Origin of the sequence: Kineosporia sp. A_224 (assembly GCF_002198655.1) — a bacterium.
Lineage (GTDB): Bacteria > Actinomycetota > Actinomycetes > Actinomycetales > Kineosporiaceae > R-H-3.
Genome location: NZ_MWLN01000117.1, coordinates 1 through 26328 on the forward strand (window position 1 = coordinate 1; position 26328 = coordinate 26328).

21 protein-coding genes are annotated in these 26328 nt (G+C 73.6%); 16 read left to right on the top strand and 5 right to left on the bottom strand.

The window, feature by feature from the left end; all coding sequences use genetic code 11:
* From EDJALFJO_RS10255 to EDJALFJO_RS10265, 3 genes are all read right to left on the bottom strand, one after another.
* The coding region (locus EDJALFJO_RS10255; RefSeq protein ID WP_088284821.1) for a right-handed parallel beta-helix repeat-containing protein at positions 1–1415 on the bottom strand (1415 nt) is incomplete at its 3' end.
* A 102-nt stretch (positions 1416–1517) separates the two neighbouring features.
* Positions 1518–1964: a hypothetical protein gene (locus EDJALFJO_RS10260; RefSeq protein ID WP_088284823.1), complete on the bottom strand. Its 447-nt coding sequence runs from the start codon at positions 1962–1964 to the stop codon at positions 1518–1520.
* Positions 1957–3192, bottom strand: coding sequence for a glycosyltransferase (locus EDJALFJO_RS10265; protein ID WP_369812512.1), 1236 nt, complete (start codon positions 3190–3192; stop codon positions 1957–1959). The genes EDJALFJO_RS10260 and EDJALFJO_RS10265 overlap by 8 nt, the downstream gene beginning before the upstream one ends.
* Before the next feature lie 648 nt (positions 3193–3840).
* On the opposite strand from EDJALFJO_RS10265, the gene EDJALFJO_RS10270 reads away from it, so the two are divergent.
* From EDJALFJO_RS10270 to EDJALFJO_RS10310, 9 genes are all read left to right on the top strand, one after another.
* A complete protein-coding gene (locus EDJALFJO_RS10270) occupies positions 3841–6903 on the top strand; it encodes a nitrate- and nitrite sensing domain-containing protein (RefSeq protein ID WP_158220376.1) in 3063 nt (1020 codons plus the stop codon).
* Complete coding sequence (locus EDJALFJO_RS10275; protein WP_088284829.1) at positions 6900–7322, top strand: roadblock/LC7 domain-containing protein; 423 nt, start codon at positions 6900–6902, stop codon at positions 7320–7322. Before EDJALFJO_RS10270 ends, EDJALFJO_RS10275 begins: the two co-directional genes overlap by 4 nt.
* Positions 7319–7735, top strand: a complete 417-nt coding sequence (locus EDJALFJO_RS10280; RefSeq protein WP_198950177.1) for a DUF742 domain-containing protein — start codon at positions 7319–7321, stop codon at positions 7733–7735. Before EDJALFJO_RS10275 ends, EDJALFJO_RS10280 begins: the two co-directional genes overlap by 4 nt.
* A complete protein-coding gene (locus EDJALFJO_RS10285; RefSeq protein WP_233149785.1) occupies positions 7719–8318 on the top strand; it encodes an ATP/GTP-binding protein in 600 nt (199 codons plus the stop codon). Before EDJALFJO_RS10280 ends, EDJALFJO_RS10285 begins: the two co-directional genes overlap by 17 nt.
* A gap of 50 nt (positions 8319–8368) precedes the next feature.
* On the top strand, positions 8369–9349 hold the full coding sequence (locus EDJALFJO_RS10290; RefSeq protein WP_088284832.1) for an ABC transporter substrate-binding protein: 981 nt from the start codon (positions 8369–8371) through the stop codon (positions 9347–9349).
* 405 nt (positions 9350–9754) lie between these two features.
* Positions 9755–11503 carry a hypothetical protein gene (locus EDJALFJO_RS10295; protein ID WP_143448444.1) on the top strand — a complete coding sequence of 583 codons (1749 nt, stop codon included), beginning with the start codon at positions 9755–9757 and terminating at the stop codon, positions 11501–11503.
* Between the two features lie 11 nt (positions 11504–11514).
* Positions 11515–12258 carry a DUF1326 domain-containing protein gene (locus EDJALFJO_RS10300; RefSeq protein WP_088284836.1) on the top strand — a complete coding sequence of 248 codons (744 nt, stop codon included), beginning with the start codon at positions 11515–11517 and terminating at the stop codon, positions 12256–12258.
* Complete coding sequence (locus EDJALFJO_RS10305; protein ID WP_088284839.1) at positions 12255–13136, top strand: DUF2182 domain-containing protein; 882 nt, start codon at positions 12255–12257, stop codon at positions 13134–13136. The genes EDJALFJO_RS10300 and EDJALFJO_RS10305 overlap by 4 nt, the downstream gene beginning before the upstream one ends.
* 13 nt (positions 13137–13149) lie before the next feature.
* On the top strand, positions 13150–18144 hold the full coding sequence (locus tag EDJALFJO_RS10310; RefSeq protein WP_143448445.1) for a multicopper oxidase domain-containing protein: 4995 nt from the start codon (positions 13150–13152) through the stop codon (positions 18142–18144).
* Positions 18145–18345: 201 nt separating this feature from the next.
* Here the strand turns inward: EDJALFJO_RS10310 and EDJALFJO_RS10315 are convergent, their stop codons facing one another.
* On the bottom strand, positions 18346–18729 hold the full coding sequence (locus tag EDJALFJO_RS10315) for a DUF1761 domain-containing protein (RefSeq protein WP_143448446.1): 384 nt from the start codon (positions 18727–18729) through the stop codon (positions 18346–18348).
* 209 nt (positions 18730–18938) lie between these two features.
* On the opposite strand from EDJALFJO_RS10315, the gene EDJALFJO_RS10320 reads away from it, so the two are divergent.
* The 5 genes from EDJALFJO_RS10320 (at position 18939) to EDJALFJO_RS10340 (ending at position 23264) form a co-directional block, all read left to right on the top strand.
* Complete coding sequence (locus EDJALFJO_RS10320) at positions 18939–19562, top strand: TetR/AcrR family transcriptional regulator (RefSeq protein WP_369812513.1); 624 nt, start codon at positions 18939–18941, stop codon at positions 19560–19562.
* A 333-nt stretch (positions 19563–19895) separates the two neighbouring features.
* Complete coding sequence (locus EDJALFJO_RS10325; RefSeq protein ID WP_143448447.1) at positions 19896–20531, top strand: hypothetical protein; 636 nt, start codon at positions 19896–19898, stop codon at positions 20529–20531.
* Positions 20532–20642: 111 nt separating this feature from the next.
* Positions 20643–21671 carry a CoA-binding protein gene (locus EDJALFJO_RS10330; RefSeq protein WP_198950178.1) on the top strand — a complete coding sequence of 343 codons (1029 nt, stop codon included), beginning with the start codon at positions 20643–20645 and terminating at the stop codon, positions 21669–21671.
* Entirely contained in the window at positions 21668–22630 is a 963-nt protein-coding gene (locus EDJALFJO_RS34915; RefSeq protein ID WP_198950179.1) for a nitroreductase/quinone reductase family protein, read from the top strand. Before EDJALFJO_RS10330 ends, EDJALFJO_RS34915 begins: the two co-directional genes overlap by 4 nt.
* Positions 22631–22805: 175 nt before the next feature.
* Positions 22806–23264, top strand: coding sequence for a hypothetical protein (locus tag EDJALFJO_RS10340; RefSeq protein WP_088284849.1), 459 nt, complete (start codon positions 22806–22808; stop codon positions 23262–23264).
* Between the two features lie 152 nt (positions 23265–23416).
* Here EDJALFJO_RS10340 and EDJALFJO_RS10345 read toward each other — a convergent pair whose 3' ends face one another.
* Entirely contained in the window at positions 23417–23956 is a 540-nt protein-coding gene (locus EDJALFJO_RS10345; RefSeq protein WP_198950180.1) for a TetR/AcrR family transcriptional regulator, read from the bottom strand.
* Positions 23957–24103: 147 nt separating this feature from the next.
* Between EDJALFJO_RS10345 and EDJALFJO_RS10350 the strand changes: the two genes are divergently transcribed.
* Together EDJALFJO_RS10350 and EDJALFJO_RS10355 are read left to right on the top strand one after the other, a co-directional pair.
* Positions 24104–25369: an NAD(P)/FAD-dependent oxidoreductase gene (locus tag EDJALFJO_RS10350; RefSeq protein WP_158220377.1), complete on the top strand. Its 1266-nt coding sequence runs from the start codon at positions 24104–24106 to the stop codon at positions 25367–25369.
* A gap of 17 nt (positions 25370–25386) precedes the next feature.
* Positions 25387–25866 carry an isoprenylcysteine carboxylmethyltransferase family protein gene (locus EDJALFJO_RS10355; RefSeq protein ID WP_233149787.1) on the top strand — a complete coding sequence of 160 codons (480 nt, stop codon included), beginning with the start codon at positions 25387–25389 and terminating at the stop codon, positions 25864–25866.
* Positions 25867–26328: the final 462 nt, after the last annotated feature.

The window sequence follows — 26328 nt, forward strand, 5'->3', positions numbered from 1 at the left end:
GCGGGTGGCGCCGGCGTCGGGCGTGCCGGGGCGGGGGTGGGTGCAGCGGGAGGTGCGAGGACGCCGGCCGCCTCGAGGGCACGTCGCTGCGCGTCCTCGATGTCCGCGATGCTCGCCGGGGACGACGGCCCTGTCGGGTAGGGGGTGGGCATCCCGGTGCGGCGCTTGCCGAGCGGCCGCGTGAGCAGCATGAGGACCCCGATCCCGATCCACAGCAGGGTCATCGGGTGCATCACCGTCGACAGCAGGGAGTCCTTCGTCAGGGTCACCTCCCAGCCCGACAGGTCGTTCTTGCCGACGACGGGGTCTGCGCCCGGCGTCGCCCGGACGACGTCGACCGCGCTGGTCCCGGAGCCGGCGAGCCGGTTGTCGGTCACCGACGTCCCGGTGACCGCACCGACGAGCGTCACCGCGTGCAGCGTGGCACCGGCGACGGTGTTGTCCGCGACGACGGCCCGGGCGTCGCTGAGCCGCAGCCCCGTCGGCGAGCCGTCGACCGCGTTGCCGCGGACCTCCACGCCCGCGGCGTCCCGGACGTGGATGCCGTTCGTCGCGGCACCGCCGACGCGGTTGCCCTCGACGACCACCGCGGTGGCACCCTCGTCGACGACGATGCCCTGCGGCCCACCGGTCACCGAGTTCGTGATGACCCGCACGTTCGTGCCGCCGACGACCCGGATCCCGGTGCGGCCGTTGTCGGCGACGGTCGACGTCGCGACGACGTTGCCGCCGAAGCTGCGCATCGACTGGCCGGACGCCGAGGGGCCGGACGCCAGCGGGGAGCCGTCGATCCGGATGCCGTCGCGCCCGTTCCCGCGCGCCTCCACCTGGCTCAGGGTCGTCCCCTCGACGCCCTTGGTCACGACGACGCCGTCGAGCGCGGACCCCTCCACGCGGACCTGCTGCACCTGGGCGCTCGTCACGCTACGGTGCAGCACGAGGCCGCTCACGCCCGACCGCCGGATCGTGACGTTCGTGATCGTCACGCCGGAGGCCGCGGACACGAACAGGCCGAACGCGTTGCCCTCGACGACCGTGTCGGACACCTCGGCACCGACCGCCTCGAGCGACGTCTCCTCGGCCGGCAGCCCGCCCGTCGGGAGGACCGTCGTCAGCCGGTTGGTGCTCGTCGACCCGGGGGTGCGGGCGCGGGTGTCGGCGACGTCGATGTCGGCCCCGGTCTGCGGCCGGTCGGGGAAGGAGATCGACAGACCACCGGTGCGGCCGCTCCAGAAGCCCAGGTCCGTCACCGTCGCGTGCCGGACGACGGTCTGCCCGCGGGAGCGGATGTACGCCCGGCCGTCCGCCGTCCGCGGGTCCACCCGGCGCAGGGTCTCGTCCCAGCTCGTGATCGTCAGCGGCGCCGACGCCCGCCCGAGCAGCCGCAGGCGGCCCCCGTCGTTGACGATCGACACGAAGCCCCGCCCGCTGCTCGCCAGCCGGATCGTCGTCGCCTTCTGGGGCGCCAGGGACAGCGTCGCGCCGGCGTCGACGAGCAGGTGCTCGCGCAGCAGGTACTAGCCGTCCTCGAGCAGCACGAACGTCTGCGGAGCGAGCCGGCGCAGGTCGTTGATCGTGTACGGCGAGCGGCGCGCCGTGAGGACCAGCGTGTAGCCGCCGGCCGACCGCACCCGGTACGGCACCGTCGGCGTCGACCCGCCGAGCGACGTCACGGCGACCTTGATGTCGACGAGCCGCTCGTCCTCGGCGGACACCAGGTCTGCGAGCCGCTCGGAGGCCTCCGGCGAGACGGTGCCGGGTGCCTCGGAGCCGGCCGTCTCGTCGTCCGTCGTGGACGCCCCCGGAGTCGTTGCGGCGGAGGGGGAGCCGCTCTCGGTGCCGGTGCCGCGCAAGACGTGCGGAGCGGCGCCGGCGCCGCCGGCGGACACGACCATGCTGGTGGCTGCGCAGGCCAGCACGACGGTGGCGACGAGGGACCGCCGGGCGCGGCGGGTGTCACGCACGACCGGCTCCGGTGAACGCGGCGGCCGGGCGCCGCACCGGCGCGGCGGGCAGCTCGGGGGCCAGGGTGTCGAAGGTCTGCCCGTCGGCGCCCTGACGGTCCGCCGCCCGGGTCAGCCAGCCCTGCTTGTTCATGGTCACCAGGGCGTTGGCCTTGATGGGCAGGGAGACGAAGATGACGACGAGCGTCACGAGCGGCAGGAGGAACAGGTCGAGCGGGCGCCGCACGAGGTGGGACGCACTGCGCACGAGCCGGCCGCCCATGAGCCAGGCGGCGGCCAGCCCCGCCGAGGCCCAGGTCGCCTCGCTCCGCGAGCCCACGAGGTACCCCAGGGCCATGCCCATGGTCAGCGGCGTGAGGAGGATCTGCAGCACGGTCACCTTCGAGATGAACGGGACCCGCCAGAGCCAGCCCTGCCAGGCCGCCGTCAGGTAGGTGCGGTAGGAGTTCCTGCTCCAGCGGACCCGCTGCTTGCAGAAGGCCCGGAAGGAGGTCGGGAACATCGACAGGGCGCGGGCGTTGCCCTGGTACGTCGTCCGGTAGCCGCTCGCCAGGACGAGCCAGGTGAGCCGGCCGTCGTCCCCGGCGACGCAGCGCTTGCCGAGGAAGAACTCGTGCTCGAGGTTCGGCAGGACGCTCATGACGACGCTGCGCCGGTAGGCCGCCGTCCGGCCGGATACGCAGATGACCCCGCCGCGGCGGGCCATGGCGGGCACGTAGTCGTAGTAGCGCAGGTCGATGATCCAGTCGGCGACGACCCGCCAGATGCTCGACCACCGCTGGTAGACGTTCTGCTTCGTCGACACCGCGCCGACGGTGATGTCCGCGAACGGCATCTGGACGGCCTCGAGAAGGCCCGGCTCCCAACGGGTGTCGGAGTCGGTGAGGACGAGCACCTCGCCCCGGGCGGCCCGGATCCCGACGCCCAGGGCCGAGCGCTTGCCGCGGTGCTCGAAGGGGATGACCCGCAGCCGCGGGTCCCGGACCCGCGACAGCCCGTCGATGACGGCCGTGTCGGCGAGGTCGGGCACGACGATGACCTCGGAGGGGTCCTGGTCCAGCCACGTCGTCAGGCACGCGAGGAGCACGTCGACGTCCTCGCGGAACGAGGGCACGACGACGGACGTCGTGGTGCGGAACGTGTTGAGCGTCGGTCGGTAGCCGCGGGACAGGGTCCACCGGTAGAGCCACAGGCCCCACACGAGGACGCCCGCCACCCCGAGCGGCATCCACTCCCGCCAGCTGGAGTCGGCGAGGTTGCCGAGCAGTCCGGAGACCGCGGAGGTCGGGTCGAAGCCGAGATAGGCCGTCATGGGTTCCTGCTCCCCGAGAACCGTGTGCCGAGTCCCCGGAGCAGCCGTGCGCAGAGCGCCATCGCTCCCGTCGCCGTGGCCGAGGTCATTCCCCACCGACGCTAGGGAGCCGCTGCGCGGACCCCAACGCGTTCACCATCCGTTCACCAGCACTTCCACCGGCGGACGCCATGGCGAGGCCATGGCACCGGTCCGCACCCGGTCGATCACGATACGTCGGGCCGCATCGGGACCACGCAAAATCGGGCGGCGAGCTCGGGAGCGGCGTTCAAAGGGAGGTCAAGCCAGGCTCATGCTCTTGCAATCCGCCCGTGACGACTGGGGCTCCGTGCCAGCATGGTGCAGCTTGCGGCAATCCGGCAGCCGGTGAGGATCGAACGGTCGGTGAGCCAACGTCGGGCTGGTCGCGGGTCGTCCGGTTCGCCGGGCGGTCGCGTCCCGATCCAGGTGATCAACCAGGCTGCCGGCAGCGCGCAGGGTCGCAGCCCCGGCGGCGCGGGATGCGTCCACGCGCAGCCCGGCGGGCGTCGTGTCCGAGACCGGTGGCCGAAGGGAGACCCCGCGGTGGGTCAGCGAGTCGCAAGCAAGGTTGCGAGCACGATCGCGATCGACGTCGAGGAGCGTGCGGACCCGCCCGACGGGGCCGGCCGCGAACGACCCCGGCGCCGGGCCCGGACGATGCGAGGGCGGATGGCCCGGATCCTCGCGCTGCCGCTCGCCGCGGTCGTCCTCCTCCTCGCGCTCGTCGCCGCGCAGCCCGTCCGGGACTACCGCGAGTCGCAGACGACGTCGCGCTCGGTCGGGATCGCCCTCGGCGTCCAGTCGCTCGTCGGGGTCCTCCAGGACGAGCGTGGCGTCGCCTCCCTCGTCCTCGGCGGCAACGAGAGCTTCACGAACGAGCTGACCCGGGTCCGGGCGGCCGTCGACAGCCAGCGCCGCGAGCTCGCGGCGCTCGTCGCCGGCTCCGGTGACGTCGAGGCGCGGGTGCGCGGTGCGCTCCGGTCGCTCGACGGCCTCGGGCCGGTGCGCTCCGCGACCGACTCGGGGGCGGCCGCGCGGCAGGCGACCTTCACGTTCTACACCGACCGCATCGCCGGCCTGACCCAGCTCGACCTGGGCCTGTCCGAGGTCGGCGACACCGAGCTCGCCGCCGGAGTCGCGGTGCTGACCGCCCTGCAGGACGCCGCCGAGGCGACCGCCCAGGAACGCGCGTTCCTCTCCGGTGTCTTCTCCGCCGGTGGCTTCCGCCGCGGCGAGTTCGTCACCTTCGCCGAGATGCGCGCCGCGAAGGCGAACGCCTGGAAGCGCTACTTCGCGGTCGCCGGTACGCAGGAGACGGCGTCCGCGCGCTACCTCCTCGACACCGGGGCCGGCCGCGTCGTCGACTACTTCGAGGGCGTCGCGGTCCTCGCGGCCGACGGCCGGCCCGTCGTCGTGAACCCGCAGTCCTGGTGGTCGGCGCACACGACCGTCCTCGACGACATGGGCACCCTGCGCGAGCACGTGGGGTCGACGATCCGGCTGCGGGCGTTCGAGCTCCAGCGGGAGGCGACGCTGCGGCTCGGCGGCCTGCTCGTCGTCGTCCTCCTGTGCGTCGGCGGCTCGATCTACCTCGCCGTCCTCGCCTCGCTGGCGGTGAGCCGCCCGCTCGCCGACCTGGCCGCCGAGGCCGAGACTGTCGCGGACGAGCGGCTGCCGGCCGCGATGCTGCGACTGCGGGCCTTCGACCCAGGCAGCGGCTCGGCCGAGCCGGCACCGCCGCGGCCCGCGCCCGTCGCCGCCCCGCGCCGGGCGAGCGCGGAGATCCGGTCCGTCGTCTCGGCCCTGAACCACCTGCAGGAGGCGGCCTACCGGCTGGCCGTCGAGCAGGCGATGCAGCGGCGCGCGACGCTCGAGGCGCTGACGAACCTCGGACGGCGCAACCAGAACCTCGTGCGCAAGCAGCTGCGGTTCATCTCCAACCTCGAGAAGGAGGAGATGGACCCGACCGGGCTGGCGAACCTCTTCGAGCTCGACCACCTCGCGACCCGGATGCGACGCAACGCCTCGAGCCTGCTCGTGCTCACCGGTGCGCAGAGCCCGGGCCAGTGGACGACGCCCGCACCGATCGCGGACGTCATGCGGGCCGCGGTCTCCGAGGTCGAGGACTACCGCCGGGTCGCGCTGCGCCGTGTCGACGAGACGCTCGTCTCGGGCGCGGTCATCGGCTCCCTCTCGCACCTGCTCTCCGAGCTCATCGAGAACGGGCTGCGCTTCTCCCCACCGGACTGCGAGGTCGAGGTCGTCGGTCGCCAGCTCGGCGACGACTACCTCATCGCCGTCGTCGACCAGGGCATCGGGATGAGCGCCGAGGACCTCGAGGACGCCAACGGGCGCCTGCGCGGCGAGGGCGACTTCATGGTGACCCCGTCGCGGTTCCTCGGGCACTACGTCGTCGGCCGCCTCGCCGAGCAGGCGGGCGTCCGGGTCGAGCTCCTGCCGTCGCCCGTCACCGGTGTCACGGCCCGCATCCACATCCCGGACGCGCTGCTCGTGCGGCCCGGCCAGATCGAGTCCGGGCAGGTCGTCAGCGCGACCGACCACGGCCGCGGCGCGCGCGAGGCGCCGCGCAGCGTGCCGGTGACCGTGACCGCCACCGTCACCGGCCCCGTGGACCTCACGGCCGTCCGGGAGCGGCACGAGGAGGCCGCCGCCGCGGCGCGCCAGGTGCCCGCGGCGTCCGGTGCGCACGCGACCCCGCCCGCCGGGGACCGGTACAGCGACGACCGGGTCGTCGTCGACATCCAGGACGATGCGGCTGCCCCTGCGGCTGCCCATGCGGCTGCCCCCATGACAGTCCCCGCGCGCGACGCGGGCACCGGCCCGATCGCGGACCCGGCAGCGAAACCCGCCGTGCAGCCCGCCGGCCGAGCCGTGCCCACGGTCCGGACCGACCCTGCCGCGGCGCATCCGCCCAGCAGCATCTTCAACGTCCCCGCGACGACCGCCCCCGCTCTACCGACCCCCACCTCCCCGACAGCCCCGGCGCTATCACCAGTCCCGCCATCACCAGCCCAGCCGGTGCCCGCGGTGATGCAGGCGCCTACGAGCCCGCCGGCACCCGCCGCGGCGCGAAGGGCTCCGGAGCAGGGGGCGCCGGTGCCGCCGTCGAGCCCGCTGCCCCCGTCGAGCGTTTTGCGCCGCAGTGCAGTTGCCCGCCAGGACAGCATCCCTGGGGTGCCTGGGGTCCCTGTTGAGTCCGCGGTCCCACCTGTGGTCCCACCTGTGGTCCCACCTGCGGTCGCGCCGGGTGTGGGTGCGTCTGGGCGGGCGTCGGACCTGCGGACCCGAAACGGCCTGCGGGTGCGGGTTCCGGGGAGTACACGGGCGACGCCGGTTCCGGGCGTTCCGGGGTCAGGTGGATCGCGTTCGTACCCCGTCGCGCCGCCGGCCGGGCCGCCGGTGCTGCAGGGGCCGATCGAGGAGTCGGCCCCGGGCCGGCTCGGGAACCGCTTCTCGGCACTGCGGTCCGGGATGCAGCGCGGGTTCGAGGACACGACACCGGACGCCCCGGAAGGCGGCGACGCGATGCCGGTCGTCCCCAAGCACCACCGGGTGGCAGGCACCCAGACGGAGGAGAGGTCATGACCATCGGTGCCCACGCCGACCAGCAGTTCGGGTGGCTCCTCGGGAACTTCGTGCGGGAGACCGCCGGGGTCCGGGAAGCCGTCACGGTCTCCTCGGACGGCCTGCTCATCGCGGCCTCCGACGGGCTGGAGCGCAACGACGCGGACCACCTCGCGGTCATCGTGTCGAGCCTGGCGAGCCTGGGGCGCAGCGCGTCGCGGCGCTACGACTTCCTCGGGCTCGAGCTCATCATGATCGAGATGACCCGCGGGTTCCTCCTCGTGTCGGTCATCGCCGACGGCAGCTGCCTCGGTGTCGTCGCCGAGGGGGCCTGCGACGTCGGCCTCATCGGCTACGAGATCGGCTCCCTCGCCAAGCGGTTCGGGCCGCTGCTGACGCCTGAGCTGATCGCGGCGTCACGGCGGCAGCTGCGCCCGTGAGCCCGCCGGAGCAGCAGCCCGGGACGGGCCCGCCGCGCCACCTCTCGACCTCGCCGGACGGTCCGGACGACGGCGCGCACGACGGTGCCGTCGACGACCTGCTCATCCGCCCGTTCCTCCTCACCGGCGGGCGGACCCGGACGAGCCGCGAGGACCTGCGCATCGAGTCCCTCGTCCGCTCGGTACCAGGCGTCCCGCTCGGGACGCTGCGCTTCGAGGCCCGGCGGATCGTCGAGCTGACAGAGCGGCCGACCTCCCTCGCCGAGCTCGCCGTCGCCCTCGCCCAGCCGATCGGCGTCGTCCGGGTGCTCGTCGGCGACCTCGTCGACAGCGGCACGGTGACCGTGGTCCAGGTGGAGGAGATCTCGTTGGGACTGCTCGAAAGGATCCGTGATCGTGTCCGCGCCCTCTGACCACCCGGCACCGATGGTGTCGGTGAAGATCGTCGTGAGCGGCGGCTTCGGCGTCGGGAAGACGACGTTCGTGGCCGCTGTCTCCGAGGTCGAGCCGCTGCTCACCGAGGCCGACATGACCGAGGCCTCGTCCGGGGTCGACCGCATCGACGCGACGCCGGAGAAGCACACGACGACCGTCGCCCTCGACTTCGGCCGGATCAGCCTCGACGAGGGGCTGCGGCTGTACCTGTTCGGCACGCCCGGGCAGACCCGGTACACGTTCCTCTGGGACGACCTCGTCCACGGAGCGCTCGGTGCCGTCGTCCTCGTCGACACCCGCCGGATCGAGGACTGCTTCACCTCGATCGACTTCTTCGAGGAGCGCGGGCTGCCGTTCATCGTCGCCGTCAACCAGTTCCCCGACGAGTCCGCCTTCGGGCTCGACGAGGTCCGCGAGGCGCTCCAGCTGCCCGCCGACATCCCGATGGTGCGCTGCGACGCGCGCAACCGGGAGTCGGTGAAGTCCGTCCTCATCTCGCTCGTCGAGGAACTCATCACGCGCCGGCTCGCCGAGGCCGCCGAACCCATGGCCCGGCTGTGACCCGGCCGCCCGTGGACGCCCGCACCAGCCCCAGGAGAGGGATACCCGCCATGCCACGACCCACCCTGCTGCGCCGCGCGGCCGCCCGGCTCGTCCCGGTCGCCGCGGCCGCCCTCACGCTCGGCGCGTGCGGCGGGCAGGCCCCCGCGGTCGCCCCCGCGCCCGGCGTGACCCCGACGACGTGCGGCACCGTGACGCTCGCGTCGAACGCCTGGCTCGGGTACGACGCGAACCTCGCCGTGATCCGGTACCTCGCGGTCAACGAGCTCGGCTGCACGGTGAAGATCCGCAAGGCCGCCGAGGACGACTCGTGGAAGCAGGTCGCCGCCGGGAGCACCGACGCGATCGTCGAGAACTGGGGCCACGACGAGCTCAAGAAGAAGTACATCGACGACGAGCGCCTCATCGTCGAGGGCGGGCTGACCGGCAACAAGGGCGTCATCGGCTGGTACGTGCCGCCGTGGATGGCGAAGACCTACCCCGACATCACCGACTCGCGCAACCTCAAGAAGTACACGCCGCTGTTCAAGACCGAGGACTCCAAGGGCAAGGGCCAGTTCCTCGGCGGCGACCCGACGTTCGTGACGAACGACGGCCCGCTGCTGCGCAACCTCGGGCTCGACTTCACCGTCGTCTACGCCGGCAGCGAGGACGCGCTCATCAAGGCGTTCCGGGCCGCCGAGCGGGACAAGACCCCGCTGCTGGGCTACTTCTACTCCCCGCAGTGGCTGCTCTCCGAGCTCCCGCTCGCGCACGTGACCCTGCCGCCGTACACCCCCGGCTGCGACGCCGACCCGAAGACTGTCGCGTGCGACTACCAGCCCTTCGACCTCGACAAGATCATGAACCGGAAGTTCGCCCAGTCCGGCAGCCCGGCCGCCGAGCTCATCAAGAACTTCCAGTGGACGGACGCCGACCAGAACGAGGTCGCCCGGGCCATCAACGCGGGGACGCCGCCGGACGAGGCCGCCAAGGCCTGGCTCGACGACCACCCCAAGGTGTGGAAGAAGTGGCTGCCTGCGGCGCAGTGACCGCCCGGTAGCCGCCCGGGCGGCACAGGACAGGGCCGTCGTGCTGCAGTCGGTGTGCCGTCGTCCCGCCGCTCTCGAGGTCCTCAGGACGGCGGCGGTGCCGACGCCCGCGGCGGTGTCAGGCAGCCCGGCCGCCGATGGTCACGGACGGCGGGTGTGCTGAACGGAACGTCCCAGGGTTTGAAGTCAGCGATGGACCAGGTCCCAGGACCCAGGACCCAGGTCCCAGGTCTAGGCACTTGACCGTCCCGGTGGCTGCTCCGATCATGGGTCAAGATCGGGCGTATCTGGACCCTTGTGCGGCGCTCCTCACATCGAGGCGGGCCGCGCGGGCGGCCGGGGCGCGCCGTGCGACCAGGGTTCGGGGGAGCCTCCGTGCAGCGAAACACCGATCATCTCGTGGCCGTGGGGCCACGCCATCCCGTCACCTCGTTCCCGCTGTGGTTCAAGGACTCGACCGGGCTGCTCCTCGAGCTGGGGCTGGACCGGGCGGACCCGTTCCTGCCGGCGATCGGGGACGTCCCCGCGGCCCCGGCACCGGCGCCGTTCGCCGCGGACTTCCCCGACGAGTCCTTCTACTGGCTCGCGGACGCGAGGCTCACCGTCCTCGGCGGGGACGTCCCCGGTCGGGCCCGGCTCGTCCTGGCCCTCGAGGCGGCCTTCGGTGGGACCGGTGACGTCGCGCCCGGTCAGCAGATGGTCTTCGGCCGGCTGCGCGTCCGCATCGACGGCGGTGTCCCGGGTGCCGACTACGTCGTGACGCACCCGTTCGGCGAGACCGGGTCGTTGCGGGCGGACGGCCGGGGCCGCGTCTTCGTCACCGACGACGTCGGGGCCGTGCCGCTCGGGTTCGACGGCGCGCTGTCCTCCGAGGTCGGCCCGTTCCTGCGCTGGACATCCGGGGCCGAGTTGGCGCCTGGCGAGACGGAGGCGCCGGCGGGCTACGTCGGGGACGGTGCCACCGAGCACACGGTGACCGGGAGCCCTTTCGGTACCAACGTCTTCCGGGTCCGCGGCCCGGGCGTCGGCGGGCCGGGCTCCGACGTCGTCGAGACGGCGTTGTTCACCGTGCAGGGAAAGCGCGCCACGGTCGTCGGGGTGGACGTCGCCCGCGCCGTCTACAGCCGCGACGCTGCCGGTGCGGTCGTCGTCGACGTCGTCGCCGGGTCCGAGCCGGGCCAGGCGGTCGAAGCCGTCGTCGACGCCGGCGGTGCGCCGTCCCGCATCGCGCTGCGTGCCACGGGCGGGCGGTACTTCGGTCGCCTCGACGCGGGCACCGCGGTACCGGCCGAGGTGCTCGTCGTCAACGTCGGCGACGAGCCGCCCAGCACGACACCCGCCGCCGTGACCGACGCCGTGGTGGTCACCCGCGCCGAGTACGACATCGCGGCACGCACCCTCACCGTCGAGGCGGCCTCGTCCGACCTCGCGGTCCCGCCCGTGCTCACGGCGTCCGACGGCATCGGCGCGCTGGCGGCCGGGTCCGCGACGGTGACGCTCGACGCGCCGCCCGCCCGGGTGACCGTCACGTCGTCGCGGCCGGGCGCTGCGGGGCCCGGCGGCGTCGGGCAGCGGGACGTCACGGTGACCGGTCCGCCGTCGCCGCCGGCGCCGCAGCCGGCCCCGGCCGCCCGCGTCGCCGCCGAACCGGTCGCCGTCCCCGGTGCCACCGTGGTGCTGGACGGCAGCGCGAGCACCGGGGCCACGGCGTTCGCCTGGACGCAGACGGCAGGCGCGGACGTCGGTGCCGTCAGCGGTGCCGCCACCGACCGCGCCACGTTCGTCATGCCCGCGGCCGGTGGCCCGGTGACGTTCCGGCTCACCGTCTCGGGACCCGGCGGCCCGGCTGCGACCGCGGACGTCACCGTCGGGGTGAGCACGGACGCACTCCTGGTCTCCGGGGCCCAGTTCCGGACGGCGTCCGGGCGCTGGCGGGTCCGCGGGACGGCGACCGGGGTGGCGCCGGACACCGTCACCGTGACGTACGAGGGTGGCGACCTGGGGTCCGCGCTCGTCGACGCGACCGGTGCGTGGGACGTGCGGCTCACGCTCGTCGCCGGCGACGGCAGACCGCGCCCGGTGCCGGGCCGCACCGTTGACGTCGTGTCGAGCCGTGGCGGGGCCGTGACGGCTGCCGTCACCGTGCGCAGCTGAACGGGGGAGCCATGGACTACCTGCTGAGCGGAGACTTCATCGAGGCGTGCGACTGCTACGTCGTGTGCCCGTGCTGGGTCGACGACGAGCCCGACGACGGGCACTGCACCGGCCTGTTCGCCTGGACGCTCGACGCGGGCTCGGTCGTGGACGGCCTCGACGTCGCAGGCCTGCGGGTCGTCGCCGTGACGACCCACCTCGGCAACCGGCGCACCGCGTCGTCCGCGACCGTGGTCTTCGTCGACGAGGCGGCCGACGACGCCCAGGTCGCCCTGCTGGGCGCGGCCTTCTCCGGCGGTCTCGGCGGCCCTCTCGCCGACCTCGCCGCCGTCAGCGGCGAGGTGCTCGCCCGGGAACGGGCCCGGATCTCGCTCGACCCGGCGCAGGACGCCGGCAGCACGGGTTGGACGCTGACGGTGCACCCGGTCGCGGCCGACGCACCTGCCTACGTCCGCTCCACGGGCGGGCCCCGGGGGTTCGACGGCGGCCCCGCGATGACGCTGCGGCACACCGCGTTGGCCTCGGAGCTCGGGATCGGCGACGAGCCGGTCGAGAGCCAGCTCGGGGGCCGGCTGGAGATCACGGTCGGAGCGCTGGCGGGCGGGTACGTCGAGGTCAGCGGCCGCTCGGGCATGCGTGGCCGGTTCCGGTACGTGCAACGGGACGACTCGGGCCGGCTCGAGGCCCCGGAGCAGGACGACGAGCTCGTCGAGCCCCTCGGGGCCCGACCGGTCCCACCGGCGGAGGAGGGGTGAGCACCGCGCGCGTGGCCGTCGCGCCACCGCGTGGTCTCGCGCTCGCGGTCGTCGTGGCGGCCGCCGCCGCGTGGGCGGCTCTCGCGCTGTCCGCGGCCGGTCACGGGCCGGCGCTCGACCACCACGCGCTGGGACCCGTCGTCGGCGGGCTGATCGGCGACCCCGCGGCCGGCGCCGGCGCCTCCTGGCTCGTGCGTCCCGAGGCCGCAGGCCCCGTGGCCGCGACGGGGACCGTGCTGCTCGGCTGGACGGTCATGGTCGTCGCGATGATGCTGCCCCCGGCGCTGCCGATGCTGCTCGTGCTCCGGGGCCTGCTCGCCCGCCACCCGGGCCGGCGTCCGGCGCTCGCAGCCGGGGCCGGAGCGTTCGTCGCGGTGTGGGTCGTCGTCGGCGTCGGCCTCGTCGCCGGTGACGTCGCCCTCCACGTCGTGGCAGGACGGGTCGCGTGGCTCGGCACGCACCCGGCCGCCGTCCCCGGCGCCGTCCTCGTGGCGGCCGGGCTCTACCAGTTCAGCCCGTTGAAGAACGCGTGCCTGCGGGCGTGCCGGAGCCCGCGCGGCTTCGCGGTCGCGCACTGGCGCGGTCAGCGCCCCGCCGCCGTCGAGTCGGCCACGGTCGCCGGCGCGTACGCGCTCTCGTGCGCCGGCTGCTGCTGGGCGCTGATGGCCGTGTCGTTCGCCGTCGGCGTCGCGGCGCTGCCGCTCATGGTCCTCCTCGCGACGCTCATGGCGGTCGAGCGGCTGGCACCGCGCGGACGGCTCCTCGTGCGCCCCGTGGGGGCGCTCGCGCTGGTGCTCGGCACCGCGCTCCTGGCGGCCGGCCTGCTGCCGGCCGACCTCCTGCCCTCGTGGACGACCACGTCGAACGCCCTGCGCTGAGGGGATGCCGCAGATGACCCGCACCCTGGACTACGACGTCGTCGCGACGTCCTTCCCGATCGTCTACACCGCCGACGGCGACCACGACCCCGACGGCCTGCTCTACACGCTGCGCGCCTACGTGCCCCTGCTGGACTGGGCCCGCGATCGGTGGGAGGACGACGACCGCGCACTGCCCCGGCTGCACCGCCGCCGCCAGCTGGTCCAGCTCGTCGTCGACGGACTGTGGCGCTACGAGCAGATGGTCGGCCGCCTCGCCGAGGGCCCCGCCGAGGACCGGTGGCTGCTCCACGACCTCGGCGGTGAGGCGGACGTGCTCGCCCGCGGGGACGGCGGTGAAGGCGGTGCGGTCGAGCGGGCCGGGTCGCCCCGGGCCGCCGAGGTCCGGCAGAACCTCTTCGCGACCGTGGACGAGCTCGTCGCGGCGCTCGACGAGCTCACCGACGGGACCGTCCTGCAGCTGCACCCCGACCCGGCCGTCCGGGCCGGCTGGCGCCTGCTGTGGCAGCGCGCGCTCGCCGACCTCGGCCGGGCGGTCGAGGCGCGGCTGAGCCGCGTCGACGACCTCTTCGACGCCGACGTGCTCGCCGCGCGGAGCGGCTGCCTCAGCGCCGACCAGGTGCGGCGGCTCCTGCTCAACGACCACCGGCCCGGCACCGACGGCGGTCGGGCCCACCGGTACGACCGGGTCAACGTGCTGCGCCCGCTGCCGGTCGTGCGGCCGCTCGTGCTGCGGGCGGGCCTCGGCGACGAGGTCGTGGTCCGGTTCGAGAACTCCGTCGAGGGTCGCGACGTCGGCCTGCACGTCCAGGGCAGCGGACCGGTCGGCGGGGTGCGGGTCGCGGACGGCGCGCACGTCGGCGCCAACCCGTCCTCCCTCGTCGCCCCGGACACGTCCGCGACCTTCCACTGGGCCTGCCCGCACGAGGGTGCGTGGCCGGTCAACGACCTCGGGGACGTCCGGGGCACCGAGGCCGGGACGAACGCCCACGGGCTGTTCGCCGCGTTCGTCGTCGAGCCGGCCGGCGCGGTGTGGCGCGACCCGGAGACCGGCGAGGTGCTCACCGGGACCGCCTACGCGGACGGGCCGTACGTCGACGTCCTCCTGCCCGACGACCTCCTGCCGGACGACGGGCCGGACGACGGGCCGGACGACGGGCCGGGCGACCCGGAGGACCGGGACTACGTCGACCTGCACCACGCGGCCCGGCGCAGCGGCCGGATGCCCGGGCACCGTGAGTTCACGGTGTTCATCCACGACGAGCCGGAGATCCGCAGCGGGCTGCACCTCGTCGGCGAGCACACGGTCATGCCCCTGTCGTACCGGGCCGAGCCGATGCCCAACCGGCTGCCGCACCGGATGCGCCGGTACGCCGAGCGCACCGCCCGGACCCCGGTACCGCCGTGGCGGGCAGGGGCGCCCGAGGTGGACCAGACCGCGGTCGCCGTCGAGGTCGACGACACCCTCGCCGAGGTGTTCCGGACGGCGCGGACGCCGCACGGTGAGTTCCTCGACCGGGTTGCCGGCGAGGAGCAGCACCACAGCTCGTGGTTGTTCGGCGACCCGGTGACGCCGGTCTTCCGCGCCTACCGCGGCGACCCCGCGCGGGTCCGGGTGATCCACGCGGGCGTCAAGGAGACGCACGTCTTCCACCTTCACGTGCACCAGTGGCGCGCAGTCCCGCAGGACACGGCCGAGCCCTCCGTCTGGCGCGAGGGCGAGCCGCGCGGCTCCCAGCTCCTCGACTCGATCACCATCGGGCCGCAGACCGCGGTGACCATCGACCCGCTCTACGGCTCGGGAAGCCGTCAGCACCTCTTCGGCGACGTCATCTGGCACTGCCACCTCTACCCGCACTTCCACCACGGGATGTGGGGTCTGTGGCGCAGCTTCGACACCCTTGTCGACGGCTCGCGGGCACTGCCCGACGGAACCCCGACGCAGCCGCTGGTGCCGCTGCCGGGGCGCCGTCCGCAGCGGCCGACGGCCGAGGTGCCCGGCTTCCCGTGGTTCGTCGACGCCCGCTTCCCGCAGAAGTCGCCGCCGCCGCCCGCGGTCGTCGACGCGCACGTCGGCGGTCGCCGCCGGCTCCTGCGGATGTCCGCGCACTCGGACCTCGAGCTGGCCGCGATGCCGTCCGGTGCACGGGACCGGGCCCGCTCCGGCGCCGTCTTCGTCGACCTCGACGGCGACGCCGTCCGCTGGAACGCCCAGGCCGGGCTGCCGCCGCCGCGCGTCGTGTGCTACGACGTCGAGGTGGCGCAGTCGGACGTCGAGTACAACGGCCTCGGGTGGCACGACGCCCACGGCCACCACTACCGGATCACCGCGGCGAGCACGACACCGCTCGACGGCGACGGCCGGCTGCGCACCGACGAGCGTGTGCAGCACCCGGTCGTGCTGCACGGGGTCGAGCCGTTCTTCCCGCGCGCGAACCACGGGGACGTCGTCGAGCTGCGGCTGCACAACAGGCTCGGGACGATCCCCGCGGACGACTTCGACCCGACGACCCCGCCGGTGGAGTGCGGGCTCCACGTGCACCTCGTGAAGTTCGACGTCCTCGCCGCGGACGGGTCCTCCACCGGCTGGAACTACCTGTCCGGGGCGAGCTGCGCCGAGGCCGTCGACCCGGACGAGCCGGGACGGCTGCCCGGGAACGTCGGACTGCACCGGTGGGTCGTCGACGAGGAGTTCGGGCCGTGCTTCTTCCACGACCACCTGCTCGCGAACTACCGGCAGAAGCACGGCCTGTTCGCCGCGCTGGTCGCCGAACCCCCTGGGGCGCAGTGGCTCCGGCCCGACCAGGAGGAGGTCGCGTGGTCCGGCACGGAGGCCGTCGTCCTCGCGCCGCGTGACCCCGCCGGCACCGCGGGCGGCGACGGCACCGGCGGGACCGGCTACGTCGCCTACCGGGAGGCATGCCTGGCGGTGGGTGACTTCGTCCCGCTGTACGACGGCGACGGCCGCCCGCTGAACCCGCCCCACGAGCTCGGCGGGGACGACGACCCCGGCTCGATGGGCGTCAACTACCGCAGCAGCCCGCTCACCGCCCGCGGTGACGACCCGTCGCAGTGGTTCAGCAGCGGCCGGGGCGAGCCGGACACCCCCGTCGTGCGGACCTACGCCGGCGAGCGGCTGCGGATCCGGCTCATCCAGGGCTCGCACGAGGAGCAGCACAGCTTCTCGGCGCACGGGCTGCGCTGGCGCAAGGAGTGGCACGCCCCGGACTCGACGCTCGTCGACCAGCAGACCGTGGGCATCTCCGAGGCCTTCACGCTCGACCTCGACCCGTTGACCGGCGGGCACCACGGCCCGGGCGACCACCTGTGGCAGTTCGCGGCGCTCGACGACCTGTGGCTGGGCTGCTGGGGGCTCGTGCGCGTGCTGGACCCGGGACCCCGCGCGTTCCAGGTGCTGCCGCCGCTGCCGTCGGTGGATGCCCCGGACGACGGGCCGGCCCGGCCCGGCCTGCAGCGCCGGTACGGGCTCCCGCCGCGCCCCCACCGTGACGACCACGGCAGGTGGAGCGCGCCGGTGCGCGAGTTCGTCGTCGCGGCCCGCCGCGTCGAGCACGAGTACGACGGCCACCGCCTCACCGACCCCTGGGGTCTGGCCTTCCTCGTCGCCGAGGGGGTGGAGCCGGTCGGGGACGTCCCGGGCCGGCCGCGGGGCTGCGTGCAGGCCGTCGTCCCGGAGACGGCGGTCGTCGAGCCCCTCGTGCTGCGGGCGCGGCGCGGGGAGTGGGTGCACATCACGCTCGTCAACGAGGTGCTCGACGAGGCCCTCGACGACCAACGCCGGGACCTGCCCCGGTTCGGGGTCGAGCCGAGCCCGCCGAGGCTGCCGCTGGAGCACACGGACGACCTGGGCTACCCCGACGAGCGCACGGTGACCCCGCGGGTGTCGCTGCACCCGGGACTGCTGCTCCTCGACGTCGTGAGCGACGACGGCGCCCACGTGGGCGCCAACCACGACGGCACCGTCGGCGTGCGGGCCGGCGAGCGCGACGTGTTCCCCGACGGGCACGGCGGTCACGCCGGTCACGTCGACTACGGCGACGTGGTGCTGCGCGGGCACGGCGCAGAGGGCGGGGAGCACCCGGGCGGGCACGAGGCCCCGAACGTGCGGGAGTACTGGTGGTTCGCCGACGAGGACCTCGCGCCGGCCGGGCACGCCGACGGCCCCGGCCAGGTCTGCCTCCTGCGGGACGTCGCCGACGTCCGCAACCACCGTCACCACGGTCTCGTCGGCGCCCTCGTCGTCGAGCCCGGCGACGTCACCCCCGTCCACCCGCGGACGCTGCGCGAGCGGTGGGACGGCACGTCGGCGCTCCTCGTGCCGACGGCCCGCGTCGTCGACGGCGGCGCCGACAGGGCGGACGTCGTCGCGAACGAGCAGGTGCTCGTCGTCCAGGACGGTCTTCGGCACTTCGTCGCCGGTGACCCGGACTCGCCGGTCCGCGACACCGTCGTCGGCGACGACCCCGAGGACGCCGGCCAGAAGGGGATCAACTACCGGGTCGCCCCGGTGCACCCGCGCACCGTGCTCGCGGACCCGGAACCGTCGACCCCGGTCTGGCACGCCACGGTCGGGGACACGCTCTGGCTGCGCCTCGTCTGTGCGGCCGACAAGCCGCGCAACCACACGTTCACCGTGCACGGGCAGGCCTGGGACGCCGCACCGTGGCTCGCGCGGCGCGACGGAAACGCCCGGACGACGGGCCCGTGGGTCGGCTCGCTCTCCGGGCTCACCGCCGGCAGCGTCCACACCCTGGAGATGCAGGCCCGCGAGCACGGCGACCACGCCTACCGCAGCGGCGCCTTCCGGTGGGCCGTCCCACAAGGGGTGTGGGGCATCCTGCGGGTCGAGCCCGACGTCCCCGGTCCCGGACCGATGACCCCGTCGGACCGAGATCTGCGATCGGCGGTGGGAGCGGGCCTCCGGTCAGTGTGGATGAGACTCACGAAGATCATATTCTTGGCCGGCGGAAGGACACCCGTTCAGTGAGTGAACGCGCCCGCGTCGATCGACTGCGTCCGTGCTGTCCTGGTGGATGACGGGGATAGTCCGGCCCGCCACGGCCGCGTCCCGGGCCGGCACGCCTCCTGCCAGGCTCGGGAGCACAACCGCAGGAGTCCAGTGCAGCGCGCCTCACACCCGGGTCGGTCGGGGATCACCAGCGGACGGCGCGTCCCGCCCGGATGCGGGTCAGCCGAAGGCACCGACGATAGCGCCGATAGCCACCAGCTTGATCAGCCAGTCGCCTGCGTGAACGGTGGCGGTTGCCGCAGGGACCGCCTCCCAGAGGACGGAGCCGGCCAGGAGAACCACGGGTAGCGTCCACAGTGCGGTTCCCAGGACGGCGCCGGCGCCGGCGCCGTCCCACGCTGCGGCGCTCAGCAGGCCGGTCATGAGGCCTGCGACCAGGGCGCTGCGCAACAGTTCCGCGGCAATCCGCCAGGCCTCGGGGCGGGCCGAAGAGTCGCGCGCCGGCGACTGGGGCCCGGAAGGATTGGTGGGGGCCACGCTGTAGTACATGAAGCTGAGCAGGAACGCGACGATGCTGGCGATGATGAGACCGAGCGCGACCATGACGACCACTCCCTTTGGATACTGATCCGTTCTTAAATCGAAGGTAGGTTCTTGCGACAAGTACCGTCAAGTACTAAATTGGCGGAATGGCCGGTAGGCGCGACGAGGGCGGGCAGCCCGCGACGTTCCCCGCACCCGGACCGCCGAGTCCGTCACCGTCCGCAGGGCCACGCCGCGGCCGCCCGCCCGGCAGGTCAGGTGTCGAACTGCTGGACGAGGCCCGCGAGGAGTTCCTCACCCATGGGTACGCCGGCGCCACGATGGAGGCAGTGGCGCGGCGGTCGCGGATCTCGAAGAAGTCCTTGTATGCGCGGTACCCGTCCAAGCAGGACCTGTACGCCGCGGTCGTCACCGACTGGGTCCGTCGCGGTCGCGACGCCATGCGCCCCCACCTCGACGCTCTCGAGCAGGACGCGCTGAGCGGCGGCGCAGACGTCAGGGCGGCGCTCATGCGGTTCACCGCCGCACTGCAGGCGGCGGTTCTCAGCCCCGCCGTGCTGCGGATGCGCACCCTGGTCGCGGCTGAAGCCACCCGCACCCCGCAGGTCGCGAACGCTTACCTCAACGGCAGCTGGGAGGCGAACGTGCGCGCCCTCGGCCGGACCCTGGAGACCTTGATGGAGCACGGCGTGATCGCTTCTGCCGACGCCGGCGTGGCCGCCGAGCAGCTCACCTGGCTCGCCCTCGCCGCCCCACTGAATCGCCTCACCCTCACTGGCGGAACGGCTACCTGCCCGTCCGACGCACTCGAAAGCATCGGCCGCCAGGCGGTCGACTCCTTCCTCGCCCGCTTCGCCCAACCCCAGAACCAACCCCAAGAACTAGCGCGCTGACGGTCGCGGCGGTCCCCACCGGGTCGCCCGGATCGCCCAGGTCGCCCAGGTCGCCCGGGGTCGCCCGGGTCGCCCGCGTCGGGACGAATGGCCCGGTCCCGACGATCCGCTCGTGGGCGACGGTGAACGGGAACGCGCCGATCCACCCTGTCGTAGCACCGGGGGATCTGGTCGGCGGGTGGCGAGGGAGGTGGCAGGTGATCATGAATGCTCTTCGAGCGGTTGTTCGCCCCTTTCGAGCCGAGTTCGGGGGTGAGACGGGACCTGTCGTCGCGAGCGCGTCCGAGTCGGCCGCGGTACCGGCTCGAGGGCGTGGCGCTTGCGCTGAGTGGGATGCTGTTCCTGGTCAAGGGGCTGCTCGACCTGAGGGTCGGTGAGCCCCCTGATGGTGCGGAGCTGCTGGTGTGGCGGTCGACGCAGACATCCTGGTTGGCGTTGACCAACGAGGTCCTGTTCTTCGGTGTCGTCCTGCTGATCCCGGGCGTGATCGGCCTCTACTTCAGCCTGGCGGGTTTGCATCCCCGCGCGGCGGCTTGGGGGTGCGGACTGGTCGCGGCGGTCATCCCGGTGCTGATGACGTTGACGGTCGTCCACGGCCGTCTCGCCTACCCCGTGTACGGCATCGAGCCGAACGACCCGGCGACGCTGCAGGTGGTGGTCTCGCTGTACTACGGCGGTCTGCACGCGGTCGCCCTGCTCTTCGGCGTCGCCGTGACCCTGCTCGCTGTGGCGATGCGGAACACCCCGTACGGGAGGGCCGTCGTCGCGCTTGGCGTAGCCGTCGCACTGGGCGAGGTCGTCGGGGCGTATCCATGGCTGATCGGCCCCGGCCTGACGGCGACGTCTGCGGTGTTGTTCGCCGGATGGTTGGTCGCGGCAGGCGCCCGGCTCGCCACCGGCGACTTCACCCCCGGCGACTTCACCCCCGGCGACTTCACGTCGGGCGGCAGCCACGACCGCGGCGGCTGACGGACGTCCGGACGCTGCCGGGCAGCTGCAGAACAAGATCGAGGAGGTCGGTGCGTGAATACCACTGCTCGGGACAGGCACCACACTGCGTGGTCTGCGCGGGTCACTGTGGTGGCCGCCGCTGCCCGGGTCGCCCTGATCGGGTCGGGTGTGCTCACTCTGCTGCTGGGCCTGCTGGTCTGGACCGGTCGGGCCGACTGGTTGATCGGGATCCATGGCGGGCTGGCGTTCGTGCTGGTGTTCTCGCTGTGGACGCTTGCGGTGGTCGCGGTCGCGTCGCGGGTCTCGATCGCCGTGGTGGGATCGGCCGTCGCGTGGGGTCTGGCGGCGGTGGTGCTGGGTGGTGCCCAGGAGGATCTGCTGACCGGCGGCTGGCACTGGACGATCCAGGTCCTGCACCTGCTGGTCGGTGTGGGCGTCATCGGGTGGGGCCTGGTGTTGAGCCGGCTGCTCCACCAGGGACGGCCGATGCAGCCTCGGCCTACCAGGCCCGCGGGCTCGACCACCCGCGACGGCCGGGCGGGCCGCGCCGGTGGAGCGGGGACCGTGGGCCAGCGCGAGGCGGCCGCACGGTTTCTGGCCGTGAAGCGGGTCGCGGTGACCGGGGTCTCGCGGACCCCGGCAGGGCACGGCGCGAACGCGGTCTACCAGCGGTTGCGTGAGCGCGGGTATGACGTGTTCGCGGTCAACCCGAACGCCGAACGGGTGGAGGGCGACCCCTGCTACCCCGACCTTGGTTCGATCCCGGGCGGGGTCGGCGCGGTGGTGATCGGCACGAGTCCGGCTGCGGCCCCGGCCACGGTCGAGCAGTGCGTCGAGCTCGGCATCGGCCTGGTCTGGATGCATCGGCTGTACGGTGCCGGCAGCGTCTCGGACGATGCCACCCGATACGGACGTGATCACGGCGTGATGGTCATCGACGGCGGCTGCCCCCTGATGTTCGACCCGACCGGCGACCCGGGCCACCAGCTGCTCCGTCGGATGGCCACCGCGACCGGCAAGGCCCCCCGCCGCGTCGAGGCCGGCGCCGAAGCGATCACCGGTGGAGGTCCAGGACAGGGGCCAGGACAGGCGAGTCAGGCGCCTGACCTGACCGGCGGGCAGGTCGACCGTGGACCGGGTGGAGGGGGAGACCGATGAGCCGGCACCCCACGGAACAGGCACCGCAGACGATGGGCGGGCGGCGCGGGTGGACCCAACGGCTGTACGGGGTCAAGCGCTGGCTCTACCGGGGCGGCCGGCCGCAGCGGCTGGCCAGAGGGTTGAACCGGCTCTGGGCGTTCGTGTTCGCCGCCGGCTGGTTCTCACCCGGCAACGCGATGACCCTGGAGGTCCGAGGCCGCCGCACCGGTAAGACCATCGCGTTCCCTGTCGTGGTGGCAGAGCATGATGGCGGCCGCTACCTGGTGTCGATGCTCGGCGAGGACGCGAACTGGGTCCAGAACGTGCGCGCGGCCGACGGTCAGGGTGTGCTGCGCCGGCACGGCGCCGAGCAGGTCCGGCTGGTCGAGGTGGCGCCCGCCGACCGGGCACCGATCCTGCGTGCCTACCTGGACGCGGCCCCCGGCGCGCGCCCGCACATCCCGGTCGACCGGCGCGCGCCACTGGAGGAGTTCGACCGGATCGCCGACCAGTACCCGGCATTCATGATCGCCCCCGCCACTCCGGCGGAGCATCCGTCACAGCCGGCCGGTCAGGGCTACGCGCGGGCGCCTGTGGAGCTCAGCGCCCACCTGAGTGTGCGCCCCGGCCAGCTCGACGGTTTCAGGCGGCAGGCCGGCGAATGCATCCGGCTGACCCGCGAGCTGGACACCGGCACACTGCGCTACGACTGGTTCCTGCGCGACGACGGCACCGCGTGCGAGGTCCGGGAGGCCTACACCGGCCCAGCGGCGCTGGCCGAGCACCGCCACCACATCGCCCCCGCCCTGCAGACCATGTTCGAACGGTACGCCGACGACCACGAGATGACCCTGTACGCGGACCCGAACCCACAGCTGCACGCGCAGCTGCACGACCTGGCCGAGGCACACCACATGACCGACCACGTCACCTGGTTCACCTTCCTGGACGGGCTCGAACCAGTCCCGCGGCCATGACGCCGAACGTCACGGCCACCGCCAACCGGATCCAGAGGCCGTGGAGAGCGTCGGCAGAGGGGCAACCCCCCCACGGTCGGTGGCCGCGACGTTCGACTCACCACGACGACGGGCCGCCTCGATGGACGGGCCACGACGACGGGCCGCGACGATGAGCGGCCGCCCGGGGTTGGGAGTGCTTCGGGTCGTCCTGGCGGTCAACGGCGCGGTGTTCCTGGTCCGGGCGGGACTCAACCTCCACAGCCCGACCACGTTCTACCTGGCGGCCGGGGCCCCGGCCAACGCGATGGACGCGGTGCGGGTGCTGGGGATCAGCTACGCCACGCTCGCGCTGATCCAGTTGGGCGCCTCCCGCGTGAGCGACGCGTCGGCGGTCAGGGTGGCCGCTGCTGCGTCCATGTTCTTCGCCGTCGGGGTGGCCACGCAGGCGCTCCTGCTGGCGCCCGGGGCGATGGACACCTTTCACCGGTTGCGGTGGGGATCGGCGGCGGAGAACGTCCTGGTGGCCGTGGCCTATGCCGTGCTCCTGTACCGAAGTCGCCGACACGCCGAGACGCACCGACCCCTCCCGTCAACCGGGACAGCAGAGGGCCCCGCCACACCACCCGCAGAGGCGCCACCGCCGACATCCTGACCGAACCCGACGTTCACGCCGCTGGTTGCACTCCGACTCGCTATGACATGCGCTCTCATACGGTTGGCATACGTCGGCGTACGTTTGACTCTGTCCACCCGGTCGCCTCGTCGAGGGCAACCGTAAGGGACATCACGTCGCCACCGCCCAGATCACGGCCTGGGTTCCGCGGGTGACGGGTCGAGGGCGGCCAGGACCAGGTCGAGGTAGGCGTGTCGGGCGGCCTGGGTGCGGGGCAGGACGTCGGGGGTGGAGTGGGCCAGCTGGACGTGGCCGAGGTAGGCGCTGTAGGCGAGCAGGGCGTGGCGCCGGGCGGTGGCCGGCGGGTGGCCGAGGCGGCGGTAGAGGCGGGCCAGGTAGTCCAGCCGGGCGGCGGTGACCCGTTGGAGAACCGGTGCCACCAAGGGGTTGTCGGCGCTGGCCAGCAGGGTGAGCCCGACCGGGTCGGTCTCGGCCATGCGGACCGCCCGTCGTGTCACCAGCCGTAGCCGTTCGCGGGGGTCCTCGGTGGCGGCGTCGACCTCGGCGTTGACCTGCACGGTGTGCCGCTGCTCCCACAGCTCGAGGGCGGCGGCGATCAGGTCGTCGCGGTTGTCGAAGTGGTGGTAGAAGCTGCCCTTGGTGGTCGCGAGCCGCTGCGCGATCGGCTCGACGGCCACGGCGGCCAGACCGCCCCGCGACAGGGCCGCCAACGCCGCTTCCGCCCAGTCCTTGCGGTCCAGTCGGCGTCGGGGGCTTGCTGACGATCTCACCATGTGCATACCCTACCGCATGGCTAACATACGTACACGTATGTTGGATGAGCGACGGAGCGCAACATGGGTTCATCGGCGTATGACGTGATCGTTGTCGGTGCCAGGGTCGCGGGTGCGGCCACGGCGATGCTGATGGCCCGGGCCGGGTTGCGGGTGCTGCTGCTGGACCGCGCCCGGTTCCCCAGCGATGCGGTGTCCTCCCATCAGGTGCAGGTGCCGGGCGTCGCCCTGCTCGAGCAGTGGGGGGTGCTGGCACCGCTGCTCGCGGCCGGGACACCGCCCGCTCACCGGGCCGAGTTCGACCTGGACGGCGTGCTGCTGGCGGCCGACTTTCCCTCGCTGGGGACGGTGGGCGCGGTCTGCAGTCCACGGCGCTACCTGTTGGACGCGGCGCTCGTCGAGGCGGCACGGGCGGCGGGGGCCGAGGTGCGCGAGGGGTTCACGGTCACCGGCCTGCAGCGGTCCGGCGGTCGCGTGGTCGGGGTCGTCGGCCATGGACGCTCGGGTGCCGCGGCCCGGGAGGATGCGGCCCTGGTGGTCGGCGCCGACGGCAAGCACTCCACCGTGGCCGCCCTGGTCGGTGCCCGCAGCTACCGGACCCGGTCACCGCAGACGTTCGCCTCCTACGCCTACTGGTCCGGGGTGGACCTGGGCGGGACCGCCCGCTTGTACACCAGGCCCGGCCTGGCAGCGGCCGCCTTCCCCACCAATGACGGCCTGAGCGTGGTCTTCCTGTCCCAACCCCGCCAGGGTTTCGAGCAGTACCGCCGCGACGTCCGGGCCGGTCTCGCCGCAGCGGCGAGCAGGGCCGGGGACCTCGGGGAACGACTGCGAGGCGCCCGGATCGTGGAGCGGATCCGCACCACGCCCGACCTGCCGCACCGCCTCACCACGCCCTGCGGGCCGGGCTGGGCGCTGGCCGGCGACGCCGCCGCGGTGATGGATCCGGTCACCGCGCAAGGCATCACCCACGCGCTGCGCGACGCCGACCGCCTCGCCCGAGCGGTGATCGGCGCCGGCCACGACCGGGACCGCCTGGCCGCCGCACTGCGGTCGGCCTGGCGGGACCGGGACCGGGCCCTGCGCGGCGTCTTCGACGGCACCGCCCGGCTGGCCGCACTGGCGCCCCTGAACCGTGCCCAACGTGCGCTGCTGTCCGTGGTCGCCGACGACCCGGACCGGGCCGCAGCCTTCGTCGCAGCCTTCACCGGCACCGCCCCCTGGCAGGACTCGATGACCCCCTGGGGCGCCGTCCGCGGCATCGGGGCGACCGGGCTCATCCGAGCTGCCGGCCATCTCAGGGATCCCGGCCCACCGCGAGTCGGCGGCCCGCGGCGGCGGGCGTCATGAACCGGGGCAGAGCGGCCTTGGGCACCCTCGTCTTCCTGTTCCTTGCCCCCGGAACCGTGGCCGGGATGATGCCGCGGTGGATCACCGGCTGGCAGGTCCCGCCCATGCCGACCTGGTGGGTCGGGGCCCAGGCCGCCGGGGTGGCACTGATCGCCGCCGCCCTCACGTCCCTGGTGGCCGAGTTCACCCGGTTCGCCGTGCAAGGCATCGGAACCCCAGCCCCGGTCGCTCCCACGCGGCACCTCGTCGTCCGCGGTCTGTACCGGTACGTCCGCAACCCGATGTACCTGTGCGTCGACGCGCTCCTGCTCGGGCAGACCCTGCTGTTCGCCAGCCTGCCCCTACTGGCCTACACCGTGCTCGCCGCCCTGGCGATGGCCGCGTTCGCCCACTGGTACGAGGAACCCAACCTGGGCGCGCGCTTCGGCGCCCAGTACCAGCAGTACCGCAGCCGTACCCCAGGCTGGCTGCCCCGAGCCCCAGGAGGCAGGCCATGAAGAAGCCCATTGGGGGACGTCGCGCGAGCAGCGCCGAGCCGACCTCGGTCCGGTGCTGCGTCAGGTCGCGGTTCGAGGTACTCGACCAGCGGTTGCGGCCCACGAACGGCGACGAGTGGATTCGACGACCGAGGCCGACTCTGGGCCGCCGCCCACGACGGGCCTCCACTGCCTCGACCCCGACACCACCGTGCTCGGCGAACAGCACCTGCCCCGAGACCGGCCTCCAACCTCACCTGCGGCGGACCGAGACGCAACGACCTGTTCATCACCGCGTCCGGCTCGCCGTACACCCTGCCCGTCAACTACACGGCACCCGGTCGCTCCGCGAAGCCCGCGGGCCTTGATGTTCGAGCATCCGTGGACCGTCACATCACAAACGAATGAACTGTGACAGTGCGACGCATCGTGAAGCGACCGCCCCCAGCCCTCTTGTGGGCCATGAAGGTCCCACCGACCTCG

Excerpts from the sequence above, each read along its gene's own strand:
- EDJALFJO_RS10300 (WP_088284836.1), top strand. The coding sequence starts at position 11,515 with ATGGACTACCTGCTGAGCGGAGACTTCATCGAGGCGTGCGACTGCTAC.
- EDJALFJO_RS34915 (WP_198950179.1), top strand. The coding sequence starts at position 21,668 with ATGAGCCGGCACCCCACGGAACAGGCACCGCAGACGATGGGCGGGCGG.
- EDJALFJO_RS10265 (WP_369812512.1), bottom strand. The coding sequence starts at position 3,192 with ATGCCGCTCGGGGTGGCGGGCGTCCTCGTGTGGGGCCTGTGGCTCTAC.
- EDJALFJO_RS10325 (WP_143448447.1), top strand. The coding sequence starts at position 19,896 with ATGCTGTTCCTGGTCAAGGGGCTGCTCGACCTGAGGGTCGGTGAGCCC.
- EDJALFJO_RS10290 (WP_088284832.1), top strand. The coding sequence starts at position 8,369 with ATGCCACGACCCACCCTGCTGCGCCGCGCGGCCGCCCGGCTCGTCCCG.
- EDJALFJO_RS10315 (WP_143448446.1), bottom strand. The coding sequence starts at position 18,729 with ATGGTCGCGCTCGGTCTCATCATCGCCAGCATCGTCGCGTTCCTGCTC.
- EDJALFJO_RS10275 (WP_088284829.1), top strand. The coding sequence starts at position 6,900 with ATGACCATCGGTGCCCACGCCGACCAGCAGTTCGGGTGGCTCCTCGGG.
- EDJALFJO_RS10310 (WP_143448445.1), top strand. The coding sequence starts at position 13,150 with ATGACCCGCACCCTGGACTACGACGTCGTCGCGACGTCCTTCCCGATC.